Annotated in this window: 19 protein-coding genes and 1 tRNA gene; 8 read left to right on the forward strand and 12 right to left on the reverse strand. The window is 52.8% G+C overall.

Annotated elements, in window-relative coordinates:
* Positions 1-128 precede the first annotated feature (128 nt).
* From GA0061077_RS02930 to GA0061077_RS02960, 7 genes are all read right to left on the reverse strand, one after another.
* Positions 129-202 (reverse strand) — tRNA-Leu (locus GA0061077_RS02930).
* Positions 203-441: 239 nt separating this feature from the next.
* Positions 442-1,890, reverse strand: a complete 1,449-nt coding sequence (gene pyk, locus GA0061077_RS02935) for a pyruvate kinase (protein ID WP_091847393.1) — start codon at positions 1,888-1,890, stop codon at positions 442-444.
* A gap of 139 nt (positions 1,891-2,029) precedes the next feature.
* The gene (locus GA0061077_RS02940; protein ID WP_091847394.1) at positions 2,030-3,013 is read right to left on the reverse strand and encodes a TerC family protein; all 984 of its coding nucleotides are present in this window, start codon (positions 3,011-3,013) and stop codon (positions 2,030-2,032) included.
* A gap of 32 nt (positions 3,014-3,045) precedes the next feature.
* Positions 3,046-5,160, reverse strand: coding sequence for an excinuclease ABC subunit UvrB (gene uvrB, locus GA0061077_RS02945; RefSeq protein WP_091847395.1), 2,115 nt, complete (start codon positions 5,158-5,160; stop codon positions 3,046-3,048).
* A gap of 81 nt (positions 5,161-5,241) precedes the next feature.
* Positions 5,242-5,934, reverse strand: a complete 693-nt coding sequence (gene coaE, locus GA0061077_RS02950) for a dephospho-CoA kinase (protein WP_091847396.1) — start codon at positions 5,932-5,934, stop codon at positions 5,242-5,244.
* A gap of 296 nt (positions 5,935-6,230) precedes the next feature.
* The gene (gene rpsA, locus GA0061077_RS02955; protein ID WP_091847397.1) at positions 6,231-7,721 is read right to left on the reverse strand and encodes a 30S ribosomal protein S1; all 1,491 of its coding nucleotides are present in this window, start codon (positions 7,719-7,721) and stop codon (positions 6,231-6,233) included.
* 139 nt (positions 7,722-7,860) lie between these two features.
* Positions 7,861-8,739, reverse strand: coding sequence for a bifunctional methylenetetrahydrofolate dehydrogenase/methenyltetrahydrofolate cyclohydrolase (locus GA0061077_RS02960; protein WP_091847627.1), 879 nt, complete (start codon positions 8,737-8,739; stop codon positions 7,861-7,863).
* A 329-nt stretch (positions 8,740-9,068) separates the two neighbouring features.
* On the opposite strand from GA0061077_RS02960, the gene GA0061077_RS02965 reads away from it, so the two are divergent.
* The 3 genes from GA0061077_RS02965 (at position 9,069) to GA0061077_RS02975 (ending at position 12,347) form a co-directional block, all read left to right on the forward strand.
* Positions 9,069-10,136, forward strand: a complete 1,068-nt coding sequence (locus GA0061077_RS02965) for a metal ABC transporter solute-binding protein, Zn/Mn family (protein ID WP_091847398.1) — start codon at positions 9,069-9,071, stop codon at positions 10,134-10,136.
* A gap of 337 nt (positions 10,137-10,473) precedes the next feature.
* A complete protein-coding gene (locus GA0061077_RS02970) occupies positions 10,474-11,508 on the forward strand; it encodes a metal ABC transporter ATP-binding protein (RefSeq protein WP_091847399.1) in 1,035 nt (344 codons plus the stop codon).
* A 2-nt stretch (positions 11,509-11,510) separates the two neighbouring features.
* Positions 11,511-12,347, forward strand: coding sequence for a metal ABC transporter permease (locus GA0061077_RS02975; RefSeq protein WP_091847628.1), 837 nt, complete (start codon positions 11,511-11,513; stop codon positions 12,345-12,347).
* Positions 12,348-12,549: 202 nt separating this feature from the next.
* On the opposite strand, the gene GA0061077_RS02980 is transcribed toward GA0061077_RS02975, so the two are convergent.
* A complete protein-coding gene (locus GA0061077_RS02980) occupies positions 12,550-13,161 on the reverse strand; it encodes a CarD family transcriptional regulator (RefSeq protein WP_091847629.1) in 612 nt (203 codons plus the stop codon).
* 174 nt (positions 13,162-13,335) lie between these two features.
* On the opposite strand from GA0061077_RS02980, the gene GA0061077_RS02985 reads away from it, so the two are divergent.
* The 4 genes from GA0061077_RS02985 to GA0061077_RS03000 all read left to right on the forward strand — a co-directional run bounded on the left by GA0061077_RS02985 (position 13,336) and on the right by GA0061077_RS03000 (position 17,320).
* The gene (locus GA0061077_RS02985) at positions 13,336-14,070 is read left to right on the forward strand and encodes a response regulator transcription factor (protein ID WP_091847400.1); all 735 of its coding nucleotides are present in this window, start codon (positions 13,336-13,338) and stop codon (positions 14,068-14,070) included.
* A gap of 82 nt (positions 14,071-14,152) precedes the next feature.
* Complete coding sequence (locus GA0061077_RS02990) at positions 14,153-15,256, forward strand: sensor histidine kinase (protein WP_091847401.1); 1,104 nt, start codon at positions 14,153-14,155, stop codon at positions 15,254-15,256.
* 79 nt (positions 15,257-15,335) lie between these two features.
* A complete protein-coding gene (locus GA0061077_RS02995) occupies positions 15,336-16,007 on the forward strand; it encodes a LexA family protein (protein ID WP_234696473.1) in 672 nt (223 codons plus the stop codon).
* Entirely contained in the window at positions 16,004-17,320 is a 1,317-nt protein-coding gene (locus tag GA0061077_RS03000) for a Y-family DNA polymerase (RefSeq protein WP_091847402.1), read from the forward strand. The genes GA0061077_RS02995 and GA0061077_RS03000 overlap by 4 nt, the downstream gene beginning before the upstream one ends.
* A gap of 7 nt (positions 17,321-17,327) precedes the next feature.
* On the opposite strand, the gene GA0061077_RS03005 is transcribed toward GA0061077_RS03000, so the two are convergent.
* Complete coding sequence (locus GA0061077_RS03005; RefSeq protein ID WP_200754438.1) at positions 17,328-17,873, reverse strand: ComF family protein; 546 nt, start codon at positions 17,871-17,873, stop codon at positions 17,328-17,330.
* A 458-nt stretch (positions 17,874-18,331) separates the two neighbouring features.
* Positions 18,332-19,144, reverse strand: a complete 813-nt coding sequence (locus GA0061077_RS03010) for an HAD-IIB family hydrolase (protein ID WP_091847404.1) — start codon at positions 19,142-19,144, stop codon at positions 18,332-18,334.
* A 206-nt stretch (positions 19,145-19,350) separates the two neighbouring features.
* On the opposite strand from GA0061077_RS03010, the gene GA0061077_RS03015 reads away from it, so the two are divergent.
* Positions 19,351-19,788 carry a metallopeptidase family protein gene (locus GA0061077_RS03015; RefSeq protein ID WP_091847405.1) on the forward strand — a complete coding sequence of 146 codons (438 nt, stop codon included), beginning with the start codon at positions 19,351-19,353 and terminating at the stop codon, positions 19,786-19,788.
* Between the two features lie 38 nt (positions 19,789-19,826).
* Here GA0061077_RS03015 and GA0061077_RS03020 read toward each other — a convergent pair whose 3' ends face one another.
* Both GA0061077_RS03020 and GA0061077_RS03025 read right to left on the reverse strand, forming a co-directional pair.
* Positions 19,827-21,539 (reverse strand): DUF5719 family protein, encoded by a 1,713-nt coding sequence (locus GA0061077_RS03020; RefSeq protein WP_143249591.1) that lies wholly within the window; start codon positions 21,537-21,539, stop codon positions 19,827-19,829.
* A complete protein-coding gene (locus GA0061077_RS03025; RefSeq protein WP_091847407.1) occupies positions 21,536-24,667 on the reverse strand; it encodes a glycosyltransferase family 2 protein in 3,132 nt (1,043 codons plus the stop codon). Before GA0061077_RS03025 ends, GA0061077_RS03020 begins: the two co-directional genes overlap by 4 nt.
* Positions 24,668-24,760 lie beyond the last annotated feature (93 nt).

Here is a 24,760-nt window from a genome sequence, read left to right on the forward strand (position 1 = left end):
GCCTCATCCATTATGCATTCACTTCCATATTGTTCGTCTTTGGGGCTTTTCAGTTTCTTGACAATTGTCGAGTATAGAGCACATTGATCGCATTATACGCAAGTTACAAAAGTGATAATCCACTAGAGTGCCCTTGGTGGGACTCGAACCCACACTGCACAGATTTTGAGGCTGTTTCCTCTACCAATTGGGATACAAGGGCTTGTATCTTGCCATGATTCCCTGAAATCAAGACCATATTAAGATATCACAATCAAGCGACGAAAGCATTCAGTTTCGTAATCAGCGTGTCTTTCCGATTTCAAGAAATCATCTTTCAGTTAGCGAAACAAGGGGCTGACCCCAGTGAAGTCATCACCGGAGTCAACCTCCCACTCTTATCCGATATTCATGTATTCACGAATTGCAGATACGCACAATCCGAAAATGCAACTTGGAAAATCAGTCAGCGTCGCAAGCACCCACGGTGTGGACGTAAATCGAATCCGTACGACCGGACTGCTGCTCACCCTGTGCGGAGCTAAGCACCACAATCTTGTCGCCGTCAACGACCTTGCCCGCATCGCGCAGAACCTTGTCAGTGAACTTCATAAGCTCGTGACGGTTCATGTTATGGTAATCCTCGGCGACGCAGAACGCCTCGGTGCCCCAGCTCAGAGCCAACCAATGATAGGTGTGCTCGTTGTTGGTGATGCCATAGATCGGAGCGGCAGGACGCTCGCGAGAAACACGATGTACCGTAGAACCGGTCTGGGTGAAAGCAACGATTGCCTTGGCATTGACCTTGTCAGCCAAGTCAACAGCCGCAGAAGAAACCGCGCCGGTACTCGACATATCCGGGTTCTTAAGAGTCGGGATACGATCGAATCCATGCTCTGTGGCATAACCAGAAATACGGGACATCGTGTTGACGGTCTGAGGTGCATACTTGCCGACAGCGGTCTCGTTCGACGTCATGGTTGCATCGGCACCATCGAGCACGGCGTTGGCGCAATCGGAGGCCTCAGCACGCGTCGGAATCGGCGAGCTGACCATCGAACCGAGCACCTCGGTAGCAACAATAACCGGCTTGGCGTATTCGCGGGCCAGTTCGATGCAACGCTTGGTGACCAGCGGCACCTCCTCGAACGGCATTTCGACTGCCATATCACCACGAGCGACCATGATGCCGTCAAATGCCTTCACGATGTCTTCGAGGTTCTCAACAGCTTGCGGCTTCTCGATTTTCGCGACGACTGGGATGCGGCGACCTTCTTCGTCCATAATCTCGTGCGCACGATCGATGTCAGAAGCGAAACGCACAAAGGACATGGCGACGATGTCCGCGCCGGTCTGGATGGCCCAACGCAAATCGCCCTCATCCTTTTCGGTCAGGGCAGGTAGGCTCACGGCAACGCCGGGAAGGTTGATGCCCTTGTGGCTGGAGACAGGACCTGCGACGATAACCTTGGTGTGAACGTTGTTACCCTCGACCTTGGTGACCTCAAGACGGACCTTGCCGTCATCTATGAGAATCGGGTCTCCGGGGTGGCAATCCCCAGGAAGTCCCTTGAAAGTGGTGGAAGTGATGTGCTCGTCACCTTCAATATCGTCGGTGGTGATAACGAATTCCTGGCCCTCTGTGAGCTGAACCTTGTCTTCACCCGCAGCATTCTTCTTGAACCAACCACAACGAATCTTCGGACCCTGCAAGTCAACCAAAGCGGCAACATTGCGGCCCGTGCTCTTGGAAGCCTCGCGTACGTTGTTGTAAACCTTCAGGTGATCTTCAGTGGTGCCGTGAGAACGATTGAGACGTGCGACATCCATACCGTTCTTGACCAGTTCGGTCAAATTTTCCAACGATTCACTGGCCGGTCCGATGGTGTCTACGATTTTTGCTTTCCTCATGAATACCTGTCCTAATCCATTTCTGACATATTGTTCGGCGGAGCCATGCCCGCTACATTTTCCAGTCTACTAGCATTTTCAAGTGTTCAAAACGGTTATGCTCAATTTTTTGTGAACGCTCACATAACCATCTCGAGTTTCACTTTGCTTTGGCTTTATCGAGCCTCATTTTGACCACGCTGGCGAGTGCCGCGACACCAATCGCAACGACGATTACACCCAGTGAAGCCCAAATTGGCACCTCCGGAATTTGCGTTACCGGATGCCCCCCATTGATGAACGGCAGCGAATTGCCATGCAGTGCCTCCATGATGAGCTTCACGCCGATGAAGCCTAGAACTACAGCCAATCCGTATGGCAAATACTCCAATTTATCAAGAAGTGCGCCAAGCAGGAAGTAAAGCTGCTGAAGACCCAAAAGGGCGAATACGTTCGAAGTAAAGACGATAAACGGATCTTTGGTCAACCCGAAGATCGCCGGTATGGAGTCAAACGCAAACATCACATCGGTGGTGCCGACGGTCAGGAAGACGAGGAGCATCGGGGTGAAGTACTTCTTCCCCCCATGGGTGGTGCGTAACTTTTCACCATCATATTCATCGGTAACGTTGACGACCTTGCGCAGTGCACGGATGATTGCGTTTTCATGGTATTCCTCATCCTCGTTGTCTCCAACAACGAGTTTCACTGCGGTGTAGACCAGGAAGATTCCGAAGATGAAAAACACCCAAGTGAAACGCTCGATCACGGCTGCGCCTACGAGGATGAAGAAACCACGCAAAATAAGTGCAATGGTGATGCCGACGCTCAACACATATTTCTGAAGTTGCTTAGGTACGGCAAAATTCGTCATAATGATCACGAAAACGAAAAGGTTGTCGATACTTAGCGAGTACTCGGTGAGCCAACCAGAATAGAACTCAAGCGCAGGTTGAGAACCTGAAACCCACCAGACCAATCCGCCGAAAATCAGTGCAGCCGCGACGAAGAAAACGATATGCTGCACACACTCCTTGGTGGAAGGCACATGCGGTTTTCTACCGATGACAAACAGATCGAAAACAAAGAAGACGGCCAGCACCACGAAAGTGACGACCATGAACGCTACAGGTGTTTCTGACATATTATCAGCCTACGAGATGCCGGTGACCTGCGTTATTTCTGAGCCTCGGTGATCTGACGCAACTCCTTTTTCAAATCGCGAATCTCGTCGCGCAGTCGCGCAGCAAGTTCGAACTGAAGCTGCTCTGCGGCTGTATGCATCTGCTCACTCATCTGACGAATAAGATCGGCCAAATCCTGCGCAGGAAGACCTGCGTTGACAATGTCGTTATGACGCTTCTGCAAATCCTTCTCGTCAAGACTGGTAAGAGCCACGCGTTTGTCACTACCCGCACGCTTCTCGTCACGGTATCCACCCGACAAAAGCGTTTCGGTATCGACATCTTCTTTTGCCAACATGTCGGTGACGTCGCTGATCTTCTTTATCAATGGCTTCGGGTCGATACCATGCTCTTCGTTGTATGCAATCTGTTTTTCACGACGACGATTGGTCTCATTGATGGCAGTTTCCATCGCATCGGTGATCTCGTCGGCATACATAATCACCGTACCTGATACATTACGAGCTGCACGACCGATGGTCTGAATAAGTGAACGATGCGAACGCAGGAAGCCTTCCTTGTCTGCATCAAGAATGGCGACCAGCGAAACTTCGGGCAAATCGAGCCCTTCTCGCAGCAGGTTGATGCCGACGATGACATCAATCTTGCCTTCGCGCAACTCGCGCAGTAATTCAACGCGGCGAAGCGTGTCGACATCCGAGTGCAGGTATTCGACCTTGATGTCACGTTCCAGCAGATAATCGGTAAGGTCTTCGGCCATCTTTTTGGTCAGCGTGGTCACCAAAACACGTTCTTGTCGAGCAATGCGCTCCTTGACTTCACCCAACAGGTCATCAATTTGCCCCTTAACAGGACGCACTTCAACCTTTGGATCCAACAGACCGGTTGGCCTGATGACCTGCTCCACCACCCCGTCAGAGAGCCCAAGCTCATAATCACCTGGAGTAGCCGAAAGATAGACCGTCTGACCTATCCTGTCTAGGAACTCCGGCCATTTGAGCGGCCGGTTATCCATTGCAGACGGCAAACGGAAACCGTTATCAACCAAAGTACGTTTGCGGCTTGCATCCCCTTCATACATTGCCCCGATCTGCGGAACCGTGACATGGGATTCATCGATGACCAAAAGGAAATCATCGGGGAAGAAGTCAAGCAATGTATGCGGGGCGCTGCCAGGCTCACGCTGATCAAAATGCCTGGAATAATTTTCAATGCCGGAGCAGAAACCAACCTGCTGGATCATCTCCAAATCGTAATTTGTACGCATTTCAAGACGTTGCGCTTCAAGTTCCTTTCCTTGTTTGCGCAGCTGCGTCGTACGTTCAATCAACTCGCCCTTGATGGTCTTTAACGCATGTTCGGTACGTTCAGGGCCAGCAATATAGTGCGAAGCAGGGAAAATATGGACCTGATCTTCATGAGCAATAACGTCACCGGTAAGCGGATGAAGCGTCGAAATGCGGTCGATCTCATCACCGAAGAACTCGATACGGATGGCCAGCTCCTCATAAACCGGAATGATTTCGACAGTATCGCCGCGCACCCTAAAAGTACCTCTGGTAAAGGCGACATCATTGCGCTTATACTGCATTGCAACGAATTGACGAAGCAACGAATCCCTGTCAACCTGCTCACCTTCATGCAGGAAAAGCATGCGACCCGCGTATTCCTCCGGAGTTCCGAGGCCGTAAATGCAGGAGACGGTGGCCACGACCACACAATCGTCCCTTGTCAACAGATTTGCGGTGGCCGCGTGACGAAGACGCTCCACATCATCATTGACGTTGGAGTCCTTTTCGATATACGTGTCGGTTTGCGGAATATAAGCCTCAGGCTGGTAATAGTCGTAATAAGAGACGAAATAGCTTACGGCATTGTCTGGCATCAGTTCGCGAAATTCGGCACATAACTGGGCGGCCAGCGTCTTGTTTGGCTCCAAAATCAGCGTGGGTCGCTGCAATCGCTCAATCAGCCACGCAGTTGTAGCAGTCTTTCCTGTACCTGTGGCACCCATCAGCACCACGTCGTTCTCGCCGTTTTCAACACGATGAGCAATTGCTTCGATGGCTTCCGGCTGATCTCCGGACGGCTTGTACGGTGCCTTCACCACGAACGGATGATGTGAACGCTCAATATTGAACCCCATGCCTGCCTCGATTCTCTGACCAATCCGGACTTCTCAACTCAACCTTGACGCGAAACGCATCATTCCATTGCTTCTCGACACCTAATTACGTTTAGCACTCAACCGACTCTCCGCCTTCACTGCATTTCGTATGCGGAAGTCTGAAAGCCATCGTGCGAATAGCATATCAAGACACTCGAACATTTGTTCGATTGGTTGAGTGGAATCAATGACCACATCCGCAATCGCCTCGCGCTGCTGGGAACTAGGCTGATGACGAATCCTGTCTTCCGCCTGTTCCCGACTCATCCCTCGTGTAGACATCATGCGTGCAATGCGAACCCTCTCGGGAGCCTCGATGGTGAGTATATGGTCAAATCGAAATGGAATCACCTCCATGACTTCAGCCAGCAACGGAACGTCATGAACGATAACACCACCAAGAGGAAAAGTGCCGCAGGGACCCCGATTGGGCGCTTGACCGATCTCATGTTCCATTTGGGTGGCACACCGAAAAATCAATGGATGCTCGATATCATCCAAGCGTTTTCGTGAATTCGGATCAGCTTCGAAGGAAAAAACATGTTCAGCCATCCACTGACGATTCAACGACCCATCAGACATCATTGCGTCGGGGCCAAATTCACGGACGATTGCTTGCATGCCTTCGCCATGGGGCTCGACCACTTCTCTGGCCAACTGATCGTAATCGATGAGATAAGCACCCATCTCCTTCAAGTGCTCGGCAACAGTGCTCTTGCCAGCCGCAATACCGCCGGTCAAACCAACTCTCATATTCTCTCCAACCTCAAACGATGTCGTTGGCAATCATCTCCGAAAACGATCAAAATACGACCTTTCCCACGAACAAACGGTCCATATCACCATAGCCACCAGTCCGCCAAAAACCGATCATCCGTATATTTCAGCCCAATAAGCCATGCAATATCAACAGCTCATGAGAGCTCAGCATGGACTACCTGTCAACGATCGCCTACAATCACAGTCACATCGTAGATACGCAAAGGTCCGAGGCAAGTCATCAACCTGCCCCGGACCCAAATGACACTCAGTCAGCTAAGAAACTCAGCTCACTTCTTTTCGTTGAGCAGCTGTTCACGGAGTGCAGCCAGCTTGTCGGAGTCAGCCAGCGTACCTTCGGAGTCATTCTCCGAGGAATACTTCGTGGATTCCTGCTGGGGAGCCTTTTCAGCCTGAGCCTCTTCGTTCTGACCGTCTTCGGCAGCAGATTCCTCTGCCTTGGCGAGTTCATTAACAACGAAGGTCTTATGCTGCTCCCACAGATCGTGAGCGGCCGCATACTGGCTCTCCCACTCCTCACGTTGCTTCTCGTAACCAGCAATCCATTCATTGGTCTGTGAGTCGAAGCCCTCAGGGTACTTGTAGTTGCCATCCTCGTCGTAATCGGCAGGCATGCCGTAGATTGCGGGATCGAAGTCCTCGCTGGCCGGATCGACGGAGTCGTTAGCCTGCTTGAGAGACAAGGAAATACGACGACGATCGAGATCGACATCGATGACCTTGACAAAGATCTCTTCGCCCTGCTTGACGACGGTCTCCGGGTTGTCGACATGACGATTGGCGAGCTCGGAGATGTGCACCAAGCCCTCGATGCCGTCTTCAACAGAAACGAACACACCGAACTGCACAATCTTGGTGACCTTGCCTTTGACAATCTGTCCGGGAACGTGAGTACGCGCGAAACGCTGCCACGGATCTTCTTGAGTCGCCTTGAGGGACAGCGAGATACGCTCGCGATCCAGATCGACATCGAGCACCTCGACAGTGACCTTGTCGCCAACCTTGACGACTTCGGACGGATGGTCGATGTGCTTCCAAGAAAGCTCGGAAACGTGAATGAGACCGTCCACGCCGCCCAGATCGACGAACGCGCCGAAGTTGACGATCGAGGAGACAGTGCCTTCGCGAATCTGGCCCTTCTTAAGCTGTGCCAAGAAGGTCTCGCGCACCTCGGACTGAGTCTCTTCGAGATACTGACGACGAGAAAGCACCACGTTGTTGCGGTTCTTGTCGAGCTCGAGAATCTTAGCCTTGATTTTCTGACCGATGTACGGCGAAAGATCGCGGACACGACGCATTTCGACGAGCGAAGCAGGCAGGAAGCCACGCAGACCGATGTCGACGATCAGGCCACCCTTGACAGCTTCGATGACGGTGCCTTCGACAATGCCGTCGTCGTTCTTGACCTTCTCGATATCGCCCCAAGCACGCTCGTACTGAGCACGCTTCTTGGAAAGAATCAGACGTCCTTCTTTGTCTTCCTTGGTGACGACAAGAGCCTCGACGGTATCGCCTACCTCAACGACCTCGTCAGGATTGACATCCTTCTTGATGGAAAGTTCGCGGGAGGGAATAACACCCTCGGTCTTGTAGCCGATGTCGAGCAACACTTCGTCATGATCGACCTTGACGACGGTGCCCTCTACCAGATCACCATCATCGAAGTTCTTGATAGTGGAATCGACTGCCTTGATGAAGTCTTCTTCAGTGCCGATATCGTTGATTGCGACCTTGCTGACTTCGTTATTGTTCTCTGCCATTAAACGTGGTTTCTTTGTTATTAGTGGATGGATATTATCGTTATTAAGTTATTTCGACGGTCTTTCAACCATGCGATTCAAAGATTACTAGTCGCCCTAGCCAAAGCATCACAGAAATTTCGGGCGTGTCGCAATCCGGTCAGAGCAGCAAACGCTCGGCCATTTCCACGACGTTGGCCAAAAGCATCGAACGGGTCATCGGCCCCACTCCCCCAGGATTCGGCGTACACGCGGAACTGCGCGGATAACATGACGGATCAACGTCACCGAGAACCCGGTACTTCCCGGCTTTGTCATCGTAGATTCGAGATACTCCGACATCAACCAACACCGCTCCAAGCTTCACATCCTCCGGTTGCACAAAGCCGGCACGTCCCACGGCGGCGATGATGACATCAGCCCGACGCAGGTGCTCAGCGATATCCGTCGTACCCGTATGGCACAACGTCACCGTCGCATTCACGTTCTTGGCGGTGAGCATAAGCCCCACGGTTCGCCCGACGGTAATCCCACGTCCGAGAACACACACGTCTTTACCGTTCAAATCAACGCCGTAATGCTCAAGCAGGGTGATGATGCCACGCGGCGTGCAAGGTTGCGGCGCCGGGTTCGCTCCATCAATGTGAGCGACGAGTTCGCCCAGATTGTCCGGATGCATACCGTCTGCGTCCTTGGTCGGATCTACGTGTGCAATGACCTTGTTGGCGCCTATCCCCTTTGGCAAAGGCAACTGAACGATATATCCGGTACATTTCGTATCCGCGTTGAGTCGCTCAACCTCATTGATAATCTCCTGTTCACTGGCATCCTCCGGCAATTCCACTGAAATTGAGCCAATACCGACTTCAGCGCAATCCCTGTGCTTGCCTGCGACATATTTGCGCGAACCGATGTCATCACCCACCAGGATGGTACCAAGTCCGGGCTGAACGCCCTTTTTCTTAAGGGCGTCGACACGACGTCGCAAATCCTCCTTAATTGCGGCAGCCGCGATCGTTCCGTCCAACCTGAGAGGCATCTGTTCCCCGTCTACCATATCCATTCCTTCGTATGCGTGCCTTATTCTTCACTTACCGATAACCGGATTGCGTACAACCGACTATCCTTACTCCATTGTACGGTTATACAAATAACGTGTCACCATGTAAGCACGGTTGTCGAGAAGGCACCTGACAGGCAGTTTGCAACACCGTCAAATACACTTCTTTATTCGATCAGGAATAAAACGATGGCTCACTGCAAGCCCAACTCGCTGATCACACTTCATTAAACATCCGCAACACGCAAAATCGGCAACCTATATACTGGGACAACAACCAGAACAACGAAGATAAATCAGAGGACAGCATGAAACCAATCAGAACAACCGCAAAAGCCTGCGCAGTGCTTGGCGCGCTGTGCATCACGTTCGCGTCGGCAGCATGCGGCGGCAGCAACTCACAATCCCAAGCCCACGATAACAGCAACACAGCCAACGGGCCGATCAATGTGGTCGCTTCCATCAACCAATGGGGAACGTTGGCCCAGCAAATTGGTGGAGACGATGTGAAAGTGACTTCTATAGTCAACACGGTTTCCGTGGATGCCCACGATTTCGAACCACAGGCAAGCGACATCGCTAAACTGCAAAGCGCACAGATTGTGCTGGTCAACGGCGCCGGATACGACAATTGGGCAAGCAAGTCGATTACGAAAGGCACCACTAGCGTCTCAGCCGCGGATGTGTCGGGGACCAAGACCGGCGACAACCCACATCTCTGGTTCTCCAAAGACGTGCGGAAGGCGACGGCAACCGCGCTTGAACAAGCTTTCGCCAAAGCAAAACCGTCGAAAGCCAAGCAATTCGAGAGCCGACTCAAAACATGGACAGACGACGAGTCCAAACTTGAAAGCTCAATGAACGAGTTTTCACAAAAGCATAAGAACGCCGCGTACGCAGCCACGGAACCGGTGGCCAAATATCTGATGAACGATCTTGGTTTCACCGACAAGACCCCTGAAGGTTATGCGAAGGCAATCGGTTCGGAGGGCGAACCAGCACCGAGTGATCTGCAGAAATTCGAGCTCCTGATTTCCAACCGTGAGATTTATCTGCTGATCAACAATACTCAAGAGGCCAGCAATACCACCAACCTTCTCACAGGAACGGCTGGACGAGCGCAAGTACCGATTGTGGACGTGAGCGAGCAGATGCCAGAGGACCAGAAAACGTTAACCGGTTGGATCACTACGCTCATGACCAGCATCGACAAGGCCGTGACGGATTTTGAAGCCAGCGCCGAAGAACATCAGAAGGTGGACACGCACAGCAACGCCGACAACCAATCCAAAGCGCAGCACAACCAACAATCACCTTCAACGACAGATCACGGATCGGTACCATCCAATGAAGGGCAGACAGACCCTGGAAAATAAGAACTCATCGGCAGGCAGCCATACAAGCGAGTGAAGCAAGGCGCTTGTTCTGGGATAGATTCGTGACGAATCGGTTTCAGGACAAGCGCCATGTCGTATCTGCTGCAACAACATTCGATGAATACCGCCATTCATCGACCAGAAGGGATATTACCAATCGGGAGACATGTACCAAGTGCAGTCTTCGACAAGCAAGCCCACTCTTGTCTGATCATATCAATTTCGCTTTGGGCATAATAAAACGTGAGTTGAAAATGATTCTCAATTTCATATATATGATGAGTACCAATGATTCTGCGGCGGCATGAGAACGTCTCCGACAAACAGAAAGCCAACCATGAACAGACAAACGGCACCCGCATCGCCACAGCGAGATGCAGCGGCACACAAGACACCGGCTTTGGCGTTCAGAAATGTAAGCATCAAACGAAGCGATCGCATCATCTGGCGACATGGCAACTTTACGATTCCATCGGGCTCCATCACTGCGATTGTGGGTGCAAACGGAGCCGGCAAGACCACCATGCTCAAGGCAGAGTTGGGGCTGATTCCCCTGAACAGCGGGAAAATAACTGTACTTGGCGGGTCTGCCGGTACCACTAATGGCCTTATCGGCTACGTTCCCCAGAATTACGCCGGAGACATCGAATCGAATCTCACCGCCGAGCAATCGGTGTTGCTCGGATTGACGGGCACAAAATTCGGCATTCACCCCACGACACGAGCGCAGCGTGCGCAAGCTCGAGAAGCGATGCGGTTCACCGGCGTCGACGACAAGCGCCATTACCGACTTTCCGAACTTTCCGGAGGATTGCGACAACGGGTCGCCATTGCTCAAGCGTTGGTGAGCGGGCCTCAGATCTTGATGCTTGACGAACCACTGGCCAATCTTGATTTGGCAGCACAACATGAAATAATCCACGTACTGGCCAAGCTCAACCATGAAATGGGCATGACCATCCAAGTGGTTTCCCATGATTTAAACATGCTTCTGCCCATCCTTGACGGAGCGGTGTACCTTTTAGACGGTCATCCCCATTATGCGCAGATGAACGAGGTCTTGGACGCCGACCTACTGACCCATCTCTACGGCACGAAAGTGCAGGTAATCACCACGCCGCAAGGCGAGATGTTCGTCACTCCGGGGCCAGAAGAGGCGGTGGACACCACACCCGATATCCACCGGACCACTGAACTGGCTCATTTGCATGACCATGACATCAGCGACCTGAACGCCAACTTTGAGCAGAACGAGACCACAGCGGAAAACGTGAGGTCAGGAAATCATGTCGACACGATTTCTCATATGGCTTCACAACCAAAACAGCAAGAGGAAGACAGCAAAACCGAAAATGGGCAGGAAGAGGCATGATCATGGGCAATGCACATTTTGGGTTCAATAGCGAGTGGATGACCATACTCTCCGCAGCGTTCATGCACAACGCGTTCATCGCAGGGGCATGCATCGCAATAGCAGCAGGCGTCATGGGATATTTCACCATCGCGCGCCACTCCACTTTCGCTGCACATGCCCTGGCCCACATTGGGCTGCCAGGCGCCACGGGAGCGGTGTTGCTGGGGTTGCCGGTATCGTTTGGCCTCGGTATCTTCGCGCTTGGAGGCGCACTTATCATCGGTGCACTGGGCAAGAAAGCCTCGCAACGCGAGATCGCCACAGGGACGGTTCTCGCCTTCGCGACAGGTCTCGGACTTTTCTTCTCCAGAATGTCAAGCTCGGCCTCGCAACAGATGCAGGCTATTCTTTTCGGTTCCATCCTTACCATTACAAGCGACCAAATATGGGGATTCGCGATTTTTGACGTGTTGCTGCTTGCAGTGGTAACCGTAGCCTATCGGCCACTATTGTTCAGTTCCTTAGATGAGCAAGTGGCACAGGCCAAGGGAGTACCGGTGGGCATAATGAACGTTCTATTCATGACCATAATGGCCGGTGTAATCACAGTCGCTGTACCAGCAGTGGGCACGTTACTTATATTCGCACTCGTGGTAACCCCTGCGGCGACTGCAAATATCCTCACCAGCACACCGTTGCGCTCCATGCTGCTCTCAAGCATCTTGTGTTTGGCCTCGATTTGGGGAGGACTCGTGATCTCTGCGATGTTTCCGGCTCCCCCGAGCTTCGTTATCGTTGCGATTTCGACGTTCTTCTGGCTTCTTGCAGAAGGCGTTGAAGCACTACGCCATCACTGAGACCAAATTTATAACCATATTTCTTGGGAAATAGCCAGATTTGCCGGATTCCGATTTCACATACGTGCGGAGAACTGCCGGAACCGACAGGAAAGCCTAAGCCTATAAAAGCGGGGCCCGTGCACCAATCGCACGGAAACCCCGATAGACATTCGCTTATTTCTAAGCCATCCGAATCCGGCAGCATAGACAGAAGCAAGGATTATCGCTTCTTCTTGCCTCCCTTTGATTCTTTGCTTTCAGCTTCAACCCTCGCCAAAGTCTGATCTGCCGGTTCTTCAGGAGCTTTGGAATGATGCTTGGCATCCTCAGCAGTCGGTTCGACATAACCCAGGTTGACATCCAGCAAATGCTGGGTCTCGTCTTCATCGATACCCTCAGAAAGCGCAATCTCAGAGGTGAGGATGCTGCGGGCCCGAGTAAGCATGCGCTTTTCCCCTGCGGAGAGTCCGTGCTCATCGACGTCGCGCTGAGCCAAATCACGCACAACTTCCGCGATCTTATTGACCTCTCCGGTGGCGATCTTCTCGACGTTGAGCTTGTAGCGACGCGACCAGTTCATTTTTTCGTCGTCAACAATCGGAGTACGCAGAATCTCGAAGACCTTGGAAACCTCCTTGCCATCGACGATGTTGCGAATACCGACCTTCTTGGCATTCTCGACAGGCACCTCGATGACCAGACCATCGCTGGAAAGCACGGAAAGCTGCAGATAATCGCGTGTCACACCCTTGACAGTACGCTCTTCAAAAGCCGTGACTTTCGCTGCACCATGGCGCGGGTAAACGACCACATCCCCAACTTTGTAATCCATGAAACCTCCGAGAACACTCACCTATAAAACTTGTCATAGTTTTTCATGCGCCAAGGACGTTTCATATCTGTCACAAAGGCCGGAACGAGGGCAAAACCGGCGAAAAATATAAATTGGGTGCGCCGGAACCTATAATGGGATGTTTGTAGTAGCTCTTTGAAAGACGGAGAATACATGCTCAGCACTTCGACACATCAGAAGACACCACACACCATCTTGGTGGTCGAGGATGAACCGGATCTCGCAACGGCCATCGCCCAACGCATCACAGCCAACGGATGGAGCGCACGAGTTGCCGGAGATGGGGCAAGCGCAGTACGAGCAGCCAGCCAGATCAAGCCCGATCTGGTGATTATGGACATCATGTTACCCGTTATGGATGGCATTGAGGCTGCCAAACGCATCATCGCCGAACGCCCGGTGCCGGTGCTCATGCTCACGGCACGCGATTCGGAAGCCGACAAGGTCATGGGTCTTTCCGCCGGTGCCGATGATTACATGACCAAGCCTTTCTCCCCCCGCGAGCTTATCGCCCGCTGTGAGGCACTGTTGCGTCGCGTCGAACGAGCGACCATGATTGCCAAGAACAACGAAAACGAGAAAGTGTTGAACTTCGGTTCACTCGTCGTTGATCCGCGACAGCGCATCGTTACTCAGGACGGCAAAGTGGTTCATCTAACACCCACCGAGTTTGATCTTCTTGCCACGCTCGCCCGCAAGCCGAAATCCGTCTTCAAGCGCGAAAAGCTTCTGGAAGAGGTATGGGACTGGCCCGATGCCTCCGGTACACGTACCGTCGATTCTCATGTCAAAGCACTGCGTCACAAGCTCGGTAGCGACCTGATCCGCACAGCACATGGCGTCGGCTATGCTTTCGAACCGCCGGAAGACGAAGGTATGAACGCATAAACACAAACCTGACAGGCCTTTATCACACCAGGACACCACCGGCATATACCTTGGAGAATCAACAGACGCACAGGAGAACACTGTGAGCGCACCGACCAAGAAGCAAACACGCAAGCAAGGAAAGAATCTGCTCGACAACGAGCGTCCGATAGGGTTATTTTCATCGCTTAAGGTCGAATTGAGCGTTATCATCGTCGTTGCAACGGCCATTGCCTTTGTAATGGCATGGTTCCTGATGAAAGTTAAACTAAGCGGTTGGATCGCCATGCCGCTGACGCTTGTTGTGGCATTGGGAATCACCTACTTTTTCTCGCGGGGACTAATCGCCCCTCTGCGCCAAATGCGAGATGCCGCCGAAGCCATGTCGGAAGGCGACTACACGGTACGCGTTAAAGTCGGCACGCAAAGCCACGACGAGGTGGGTCAGCTCGCCAGATCATTCAATGAAATGGTCGATGAGCTGCAACATGCGGACCAGATGCGACGTGACATGATAGCGAATGTTTCCCACGAACTTCGAACCCCCGTCTCCGCTTTGCAAGCGATGGTCGAGAACCTCGCCGACGGAGTGGTGGAACCCACTCCCGCCAACCTCGAAAGCATTCTGAGTCAAACACATCGACTTTCCGACCTCATCGCCTTCCTTCTGGATCTTTCACGCTTGGAAGCCGGAGCCGCAAGCCTGAACATTGAGCAGTTCAACTTTGCCGACTTCATCGACGAAACATTGGAACCTTTGGAAATTGCCGACGCAGGGCATGCGCACGACATCAACGTCCAAGTACCTGCATCCATCGAGCTTGAGGGCGACCAGGATCGACTTCGCCAGCTGTTCACGAACATCATCGCGAATGCCTTCAAGCATTCTCAGGACAATAGCACAGTGCTGATCGAAGCCCATGAAGACAACACCCATGGCACGATCGTCACCAACGTCGTTAATTTCGGGTCGCAGATTCCGCGTGAAGACCGCGCCAATATCTTCCGTAGATTTGTCAAAGGCGCGTCCGGTCACGGTACCGAATCCGGCGGAACCGGTCTCGGCCTGTCGATTGCCCGTTGGGCCGCGCAATTGCATGGCGGCAACATCAAAGTCGTCGACGACAACCGGGGTGCCGACTTCGAAATCACCTTGCCAAAGTTCCATATCGTAGCCGACGGACCACGAAACACCACAAACTTGTAAGGTTTTCATCATTAGAACATTCGTTCTATCATATTGCTGTCTACACTTTTCAGCATAATATATTCGAACAGTTGTTCGAATGATAGGATGGCAGATGATTACTTCGCAGACACTCGCAAACATGTCCGGCACCCGCAGACGAGATTGCAGAGCCACTACAGTTTTCCGTTCTGCACTTGCCCCCAGACCAATCCCTATAGCCATGGAGTCGGTTCATGCGGGCTTTCCATCTGTGGCCCAAGATTATTTCGCCGGAGATTTCAGCTTTGATGAACAAATCATTCGCAACCCCGACACCACTTTCATCATCACCGTAGCCGGGGATTCCATGGAAGGAGCCGGCATCTGGGATGGCGATCTACTGGTGGTGGACCGTTCGCTTGAACCACAGGCAGACGATGTCGTGGTAGCCGTTCTGGACGAAGAACTGACTGTCAAACGTCTGGTTATGCAAGGGTCAAGACCCATCCTCCATCCGGAAAATCCCCGATATCCTGATTTTTCGCCACAAAACGCACAAGACCTCGTGATATGGGGCGTGGTCGTTGGCAATTTCCATTCCCAGGCCCGTTCAACTCGATTCGGTTCGCCTCTGCCGGGAGTCACTCGTCCCGGCATGAGCAGACCGCAGACCTATCACCACAACGAAGCCAACAGTGTCATCGACGAAGCACAAAACAGCAGAAATTCTTCTGGAAGGGCTGCCATCTATCCCTTCCCCGATGCTGCCGACAGCAAAGGACTTCGATGACACAACCTCTTGTTGCACTAGCTGACGCTAACAGTTTCTTCGCATCTTGCGAACGCGTTTTCGACCCTTTGCTGGCAGATAAGCCGGTAGTGGTACTTTCCAACAATGACGGTTGTGTCGTGGCTCGAAGTGCCGAAGCAAAACGCCTTGGCATACGGGAAGGCGCACCTTGGTTCACCATTCGTGAAAAAGCATTGCGACAAGGCGTGACAGCGCGTAGCTCGAACTACGAGTTATACGCCAGTCTATCGGCACGGATGATGTCGGTAATGAACCGGTTCATGCCCGGGCAGGAAATCTATTCGATCGACGAGTGCTTCCTATCCCCCACAACGGACGTCCAAGAGACGATAGATACCGCAACAACCATGCGCAACGCTGTTCTTACCGGTGTCGGCATACCCGTAAGCGTGGGCATAGCACCAACCAAAACTTTGGCCAAAGTAGCTAACCATTGGGCTAAAAACCATCCTTCAAGCGGCGGAGTGAGCCTATGGAGCGACATCGAAGCAAAATATGGGGATACAGCTTTGGCGCAGATTCCGGTCGGCGACATCTGGGGTGTCGGTCGACGCCTAACCAAAAAATTACAGGCGATGGGCATCGTAACCGCCCTCGACTTGCAACACCAGAATCCAGCGTTGATGAGACATCGATTCTCCGTCACTTTGGAACGGACGATTTTGGAACTCAACGGCGTACCCTGCATAAAGGGAGATGCAAGCGCCAATGACGGCAAACGGAAAACAGAAATACTGTGCTCACGAATGTTTTCAACACCTATCACAGACCAGTTTGAGATGGAGCAGGCTCTAAGCGTTTACGCACAAAAAGCGTGTCGGAGGTTGCGCCGTCAGTCCAGCTTATGTTCACATGTTTCCGTGTTCTGCGCCACCAGCCCGTTCGGACCGGAAAACAGCTATGACTCGTTTCATGCAACCACAACACTGCGCGACCCAAGTGACGACCCCTTGGTCATCACGAAAGCGGCATGCAACGCCATACGCGGCAACCTTGACCCCCATGCCCGCTACGTCAGAGCGGGCGTGCTATTACTCGATCTGCAGGATACAAAGAATTTCAGCCCGTTGCCGGGCTTCGAAGCCACCCGCGACATTCATAACCTCGGAGAAGTGATCGACAAGGCCAACAGCAGGTTCGGCACCTCACATGTCGGTATCGGTTATGGCGGTATACGAGGACGAGGCCGCAACAATGAGGACAGCGGGGCTTCATGGATGATGCGTCGTGAGATGCTGTCCAACCGCTGCACCACACGATGGGACGAGATGGCCGTAGCCCACGCTGATTAATCCGTCTTCACATATGTCTGACGTCTCCCCTATCAGCCTCTGATTCAACACATGCAAGCGCAACCCCTATAACATGAACAGCACCGGCCTGATGTAACGAGGTTGCGCAGTGACCCATCGTCGTACCGGTCGTCACAATATCATCAACAATGATGAACAACGAGTCGTCATCGATGAAGGTCTCATCTACTCGCACATGTCCTGCGATTCGTTCTGAGCGTCCCGAAGCACCCGTCCTTTGAACAGATTTGCCCTTCACTCCCTCCAGATGCAAAACCGGCTTGACCTCGACCTGTAATCCATATCCACGCAAATCATGCTGCATCGCTTTGACCAAAGGCAACGTCTGCCAACGACCCCGACTGTGCATCGAAGAAACCGATGATGGTGCCGGAACCAATACGAGAGAAGATGCCGCAGTATCACGTGGCCGTGTAGCGCCAAGCACTGTCAGCACCAAACCGGCCAGGAATGAGGCAAAAACAGAATCACATTCCTCATCAGAATGATCCTTCCACGCCAATATCGCATGACGTACGAATCCCCGATACAACGAGCAGGCATAACAGCGATCAGCATGACTATCCGGCAATACACGGATGCACGGTTGGGAAAAGAGTGTACGACATGCCGGACAAAGCACCTCATCCGGAGCATCACAGCCAGCACAACCTCTTGGAAATAACAAGTCACGAACCGCGGCAAACCATGCGAAAAGCGTTCTCCAAATAAACAAAATCAAAGATTCCATGCCGGAATAGTAGCGCCGCCGTGCCGTCAGTCAGGCAAAAACGGTCAACTGTGGTCGAACGCTAAACGCAACACGAGTCATTTTGCACACCGACAATCGTCTTGCCTACGATAGAGACCTGATTACCTGATGAACGCCCATAAATCTCGACAATACCTCACGAAAGACCATATGGTCGACCATCCTCCCTAGCCCTGCCGCATTTCAGATCCATACACACCATACTTAATCATGTGACAGAGTAATGCCGATGACGCGAATCAGGACAATGCCGAGATAAGACGGTCACAAACCTCGAGCGTGTCCTGCGGACCGGCAACATGAATCGGGTGCGTGCCGATGATCGCCGCAGGATAATCGTTACCATCAGGATCCATACGGTCACCCACGAAAACGACCTGATCAACCCTACAATTGATGATGTTGCACAATTGGCGCACCGCATGGGCTTTATCGACCCCACGAGCAGAAATGTCAATACTTGTGGAACCGCCTGAACGAACCACCAGATCCGGCAAATCAGCGGCTACAGCCTCGGTCAGCCGATTCTTCTTCTCATTCGTCGGGTCCCAACGCTCCTTGTCTTCGACCGGAGCCTCCTGCCCCAATGCCGAAAAGGTGATTTGGCTTCCACGGTCTTCTATACGAGGGCCCCAGGTCGTATCGAACCAAATGCCCTGTTCACGGGCATGACGCTCAATGGAAGCAATTGCACTACTGCGGGAGACCTCGTCCAAATCATTGGAATAGATGCAACGCCAGCGCCCATCGCGCCAACGAAAATAACGAGTGCCGCTGGTCGGCATGATATGAATGCCTTCTCGTCGGGCATCCGACGTCAGAACGTCAAGTATTTGGCTTTCGACCAGCTCGAAACGACCACCGGTAATTACCGCGACATCAATCAAGGAAGACAGCCGTGAGAAAAGCACTGCCATATCTTCATGCATAGGTCGTTTGGATCGAGCCAAGGTATTGTCCAGATCGAAGGCAATCACTTTCGCCTTATGCGCAACATCGAAAAGGTCGCAGTCCCGCCACATCGGTATCACCAAATTCGTCTGTGCGCTCATCAATACCTCCATTCAAGCTCTCGTATGAGAATCAACCGCACGCTTTGTCTTCATGGTACGACGAACTTTGCCGAATATTCAACACGAATATACCTTTATGATATGCATTCAACACAAATATCCAATCTACGAATATAGTGCAGATGTGGAATCATCCAAATCATGTCATACACAATAATGCCCACGCCCAGCCTTACCATGAAGATATGTTGCGATCACCTTGGCAATCCCATACCTATCGTAATCGCCACGGCCGTGGCTCAAGAACGCCGATGTTCGGCACACGACTGCCTCGCTATCGTACCCGAAGCGGCATGTTCGACGATATGGTTTCATCTCAGATCCGTCGCCTTCTGGCAGCTTGGCCCGAACTAATACGACCAGTCCAGTTCGCGGTTGAAGACGTTCCTCCATCCACTCCTGCGCCGTGGGAATCCAGACCCAACGTGACCTCGCAATGCTATACGACAAGCCACGGTGTACCGGCCCGCATTGTACTCTATCGCTTGCCGATGCAAATGCACCATTCAACCAAGCAGGAGTTGGAATGGGCGATTCGCGATGCTTTAGTGGCACGAATCGCAGAGTTGTACGGCCGTCGACCCGAGGAAATCGACCCGGATTGGTCCGGCACTGAATCGTAACGCCTCATTAAAATTCCTTCTACGTACGATCCCCTCACTTAATGTACGATACCTGCATCCTGCTGAACCCACACCTTTCTGCTCTGCGGTTCAAGGCCCGAAGCGGACAGGTACGCAGTCGCAACAGAAGATAATTCATCGTCACCGGATTGAAGCTTAAGACGCATTCCCATGACGATACGCTTATCCCCCTTGAGGGTGTACATCACTGCGTCAGCACCAACATCCTTAGCATCTATGTTGAGTCCAGCATTGGCGGGGACATCGATGTCTTTGTCTCCGACTGGATTGCCAGACGCGTCGTATCCTCGCAACGCAGCCTTGGCGGACTCACTAGAGGTATTGAGCAAAGAAAGTGTCCCATCGGTGTGATCAGGCTGCACGATCGCCGACTCAGCAAAGGCGCCCGCGGAGTCCACGTAGGTGAAATCAGTATCTGATTGCGAGCTTCTGACAACCTTCGCCGCAACGTCAACGGATTCATCTGCCTCGGTCCGCAAGCCACTGACATTTTGAGGGGCCTTGCCCAACTCCACAATGCTCACTTTACCGGCATCAAGATGCTCGGTTTTCGCCCGAGCGTCTCCCTGGTCATCCACCCAGGAAAGAGTGAGATCCGTGGAACGTGCACTGCGAGCCATCAATTTCACTTCGTCATCAGCAGATATACCCGGAAGATATTGCCGTTTCGCTGACGGCATCAGAGGAGCTACATAATCGGAACCTTTTGCAGACAACCCGTCAAGTTCTATATTGCGCACAACAGCGGCGATCGGGGTCTCCTTGCTTTTGACTGTGACGAACAAAGCCTCGTTTCCAGGCGCTGCCGCAGACAGCTCTTGTGTGGCCTCCGCATGAGCGCCGACATTGAGCACATTACCTGTTGAAAGCTGCAATGGAGAGCCATGCTTAGTACTCCATATACGAATTTCCAATGATGTGGGTTTGCCGGAGAAATTGGCCACGGACAACTGTTGTGTGGATCCCGTGGTGGTGGGACCAAGCAGAAAGTCCTGTTCCAGGGACGGTGTCACACAAGTCGAAGCAGACAATCCCTTCAAATCGCCTACACTAGCCCAAGAGGCCACCGAAGCGGCCGCACCGGTACCGGATTTCGCCTTTAACAGACGCGCTTCGAAAGCGTTTGACCCTTTGTCTACAGAACCGGAATAAGTCTTGACACCAGCGCCGTTAACCGAATCATCCCCGGTCAACGTCTTGCTGTCGGCTTCGCTGCCAGCACCGACCGTACCCACCGTTGCCTGATAAACCGAACCAAATGCCGCAAACCTTGCCGACGAAGCAATATCACCCTCGCTTTGCTGGAAAGCACTGTCGCCATATTTTTCACTATCCGAAAGAGCCATTCGGGAGGGACAGTAATACGTCAAATCCGTCTGGCTGACCTGCCTTGAGGCAACGCCCAAACCTCCATTGGCAGGATCGGCCAGCCAACTTGGTATCGGGAGCAATAAGACCACCGCCATCAGGACAAGAAGCAGTATGGTAATCATGCCCAAAGCAGCACGAATCGCTAAACCAGGGTGGACGTTGGGTTCATCCAATGATTGCGAACCATCGACATTGTGTAATGCGTGTTTCCCTTGCTCTTTTACTACCTTGACAGAATTTCTTCCATTATCCACATCGGAAGGAACCGTTCGCCTCGCAGCTTCAGGATTCGGTGGAAGCGCAGGTCCGTTGTTGTTGCTTCCGATACCATCGTTCATAGTGTTTTGCATATCTTTCATGCCTGTTCCTGACTATACTTCCGTGTCCTAGGTATCGCCACCAACATATAAATCACGACAACAACGAACAAAGAGAACAGCCATGCCTTTCTCCAACCGCCGTTGCGGGCTTCTTCCTCTGCCTGACTCGAGACGCCCTGCTCGGATTCATCGATCTTCGTCAAACGGTAATAAGTGCCAGATGAGTTGGTAACCAGTGACTGGACACCGTCACTGGCATTGATGTTGCTGATCAGACGCAATGTGGAGTCCTTGTCCGCCATAGAAGAGTCGGTCGAGACGTAGATGCCACCAAACCCCAGCTTGGCTATAGAGTCTATGGCGTCGTCGCCACCGTTGGCCAACAACTCTGTACTTGCCTTTGCCAGCAAATCGGTTGCCACATCGTTGTTTCCCGAAACCTGCCGCGCTTTCCAAGACGGCGATGCATCGACCAGATCACCTCGGCGCGAACGCATCACCGAATACTCGATACTGTTCGGCGAGATGGCTTCAAGAGCAAGCACCCGACGATCGCCTTTGTTTTGCAGATAGTCCGTAGTCACCATCGGCAATCCACCTTCGCTGACACCGAGATTGTTGTCTCGATGTCTAATGCCAAAAGCACCCGCAACAACCGTAATGAGAGCCAAAAGCACAACCAAGGCCGCTCGGCCGGTTTTCACCGCTGCGCCGCGCATTTTGGAACCATTTTTGGTCTCATCTTCCGAAAGTTCTTCGTCACTTGCCGAGACACGCAAAGGAACGAAACGTTTTACAGCGCCACCTGCCACGATACAAGAGCAAGCAAGCAACGCCATAAAAGCCAAAGCAATGCCGGGAAGCACCGACCCTGCATAGGTCGTCGTGCCCTGGACGGCGACACCGATGCGGCAAGCAGCCAAAGCGGACACGAAGCCGACAAGAGCGACGACCCACATAATCCTTGACGCCCGAAGCGCGAAGGGCAGCAGCAAGGAGACTACTGCAAACACCGCCAATGTGCCAAACACAATCAGCACCGCTATAAGCTCAGGACCCCACTGCCCGAAGGACTGCATCGCCATATCCGATTCTTTCGGAAGACCAAAAGCTCGAAGCATCACTTGCAAGAACGAAAGCGAAGATACAGTCGAAGACGATTGCGGAACAAGCACGTCCGCGAATAGTTGCCGCCACACCCCTTGCGTGCCGCAACGAACCGCATCGACGATTGTCGGGGCAAGGACAGCGAGACTGGGCAGCGGAATAAGCAAGAGCATCGTACGATGAGAACGCACCACAAACAGGAAAAATATCAGGCAGACCATCAAGGCAAGCAGCAACTGCGGTTCGCAAGCCGTGACGATGGCGAAGCACAGAGCGGCACATGCAACCGCCTGAACAGAAGAATGCGGCCGAACCAAATCCTCCGTGTTGTACAACCCCAAAGCCCTGAACGTGAAGGCGAACGCCGCTGGGAGGAATACCATAACCATCAGCATGGGAAGATTGGCATCACCGAACACACCAAACGCCAATCCCACGGCCACCCACAACAGACCGACGACAACACGAACGGGATCGGAACGGGTGAATACGCCCGCCAATGCCCAGAATGCTAAAGCCATTGCGGGTGCAGCCAAGAAAAACATCATGGACAAGGCAACCACAGGGTGTCCTAGAGTAAGCACCGATGCCGCCAACCAGACCATCAACCACGGCGCCGGTGGGGCGGCCACACCGACACCGATACCAAAAGCCCAGGGAGTGGTAGCCGACGAGAGCAGCGTTGTAAAATCTACTGCGCTCGGTAGCAGCAGCGATGAATAAATGCTTGCCCCTCCCCACACCTTACCGAACGCTCGCCAATTAAGAGCCACAACCACAGCGAAAGCAACCACCGCCATAAGCGCTGCTGCTCCAAAACGACGAACGGCACGCGAGCGCAGATGGCTTTTCGCCAGGGGCCCAAGCAAAACAGTGTTTCTTTGGCTTTCGAAAGCATTGCACCGCTTATGCCATTGAGCAATCTGTGCACGATCAGCGACAATCGTATTCCATGCCGCGCCTCGCCGTGAATGCTGCCGGGAACGGGCACGAACCATTTGAGGAAAATCGGAAAGTGCCCGCCAGGGCAGACACAGTGCGCACCAGGCACGCCATGGATCCTTGGATATCAGGGCACCAACGGCATCCCATAGTGCACGAAACAGACTGGCCAACCAAATCAGAGGCCAGAAGGGCACTCTCGTATCCGTGTAATAGTATTTCTGCCCCGCATCGAGGACCGGAGCGACGACATCCATGGGGGTTTCTTCATCCACCGGCTCACCGCCTCTTGTCCTCACACCCTCAAAACGAGCTCTACGGTGTGCGATACGTGCCTGCGGCACTACGATGACGCGTCCGCCGGACTGCGAGATGCGCCGCGAAAAATCTGCCCCTTCAGAAAACGTGCCAAACCACTTATTAACGTTGCCGATTTCCTTAATGGTTTGCAATGGGAGCAACGCACCGGCCAGCGAAACCGCAAAGACATCCCCGCGACCGTCATACTGCTCCTGATCGGGCTCGCCGTCGACGACAAGGGTTTCCAAACGATGCCTGCCGGCATAAGCGCCCACACTATGCAAGGCGGAACCGGACCAATCCAGTTGCTTGGCGCCTATAAGAGAAACAGTAGGAGTGTTGCGCCATGCTTCGACCAGTGTTTCCAAGCAGTTGCTCCCCACGGGGCGCGAATCATCATGCAACAGCCACAGCGCACGCACTGACGCTGGAAGGCTGGCATATTCCAGAGCTTTATCCACGGCATCAGAAAAAGAAGCCGCCCCAGAGGCACGGACCAACTGGACATCAACGCGTTCGGACGCTTCCTGCGTGACACGACCAACCTCAACCGTCACCGACTCAGAGGAACGAGAAACAGGAAAACCGGTACGCATAGGTTGAGAGGTGCCGCCAGTACAATCCGCGATCACGATCGTGCCGGGCAACAGTTTCTGCGCCAGCAAAGAACGAAGAGTAGCGGAAAAGAAACGGACGTCCTTTTCCACACTGATGATTGCGGCTATGGTTCGATCTATGGTTTGCTGGGCCTGACGGGGTCTTCTACTTACCTCACCGGCCACGATACGCTGAATATCGACACTCGCGTTGGAACTCATGTTCACCAGTGTAGACGAAGGTCTCGCTAGCCGGACTATAGACGTACTTTCCTGACTTGGCATAAAGCGAAAGGTCAAAACCCGTCTGCTATC

The sequence above is a fragment of the Bifidobacterium commune genome, from assembly GCF_900094885.1.
GTDB classification, from domain to species: Bacteria; Actinomycetota; Actinomycetes; order Actinomycetales; family Bifidobacteriaceae; genus Bifidobacterium; species Bifidobacterium commune.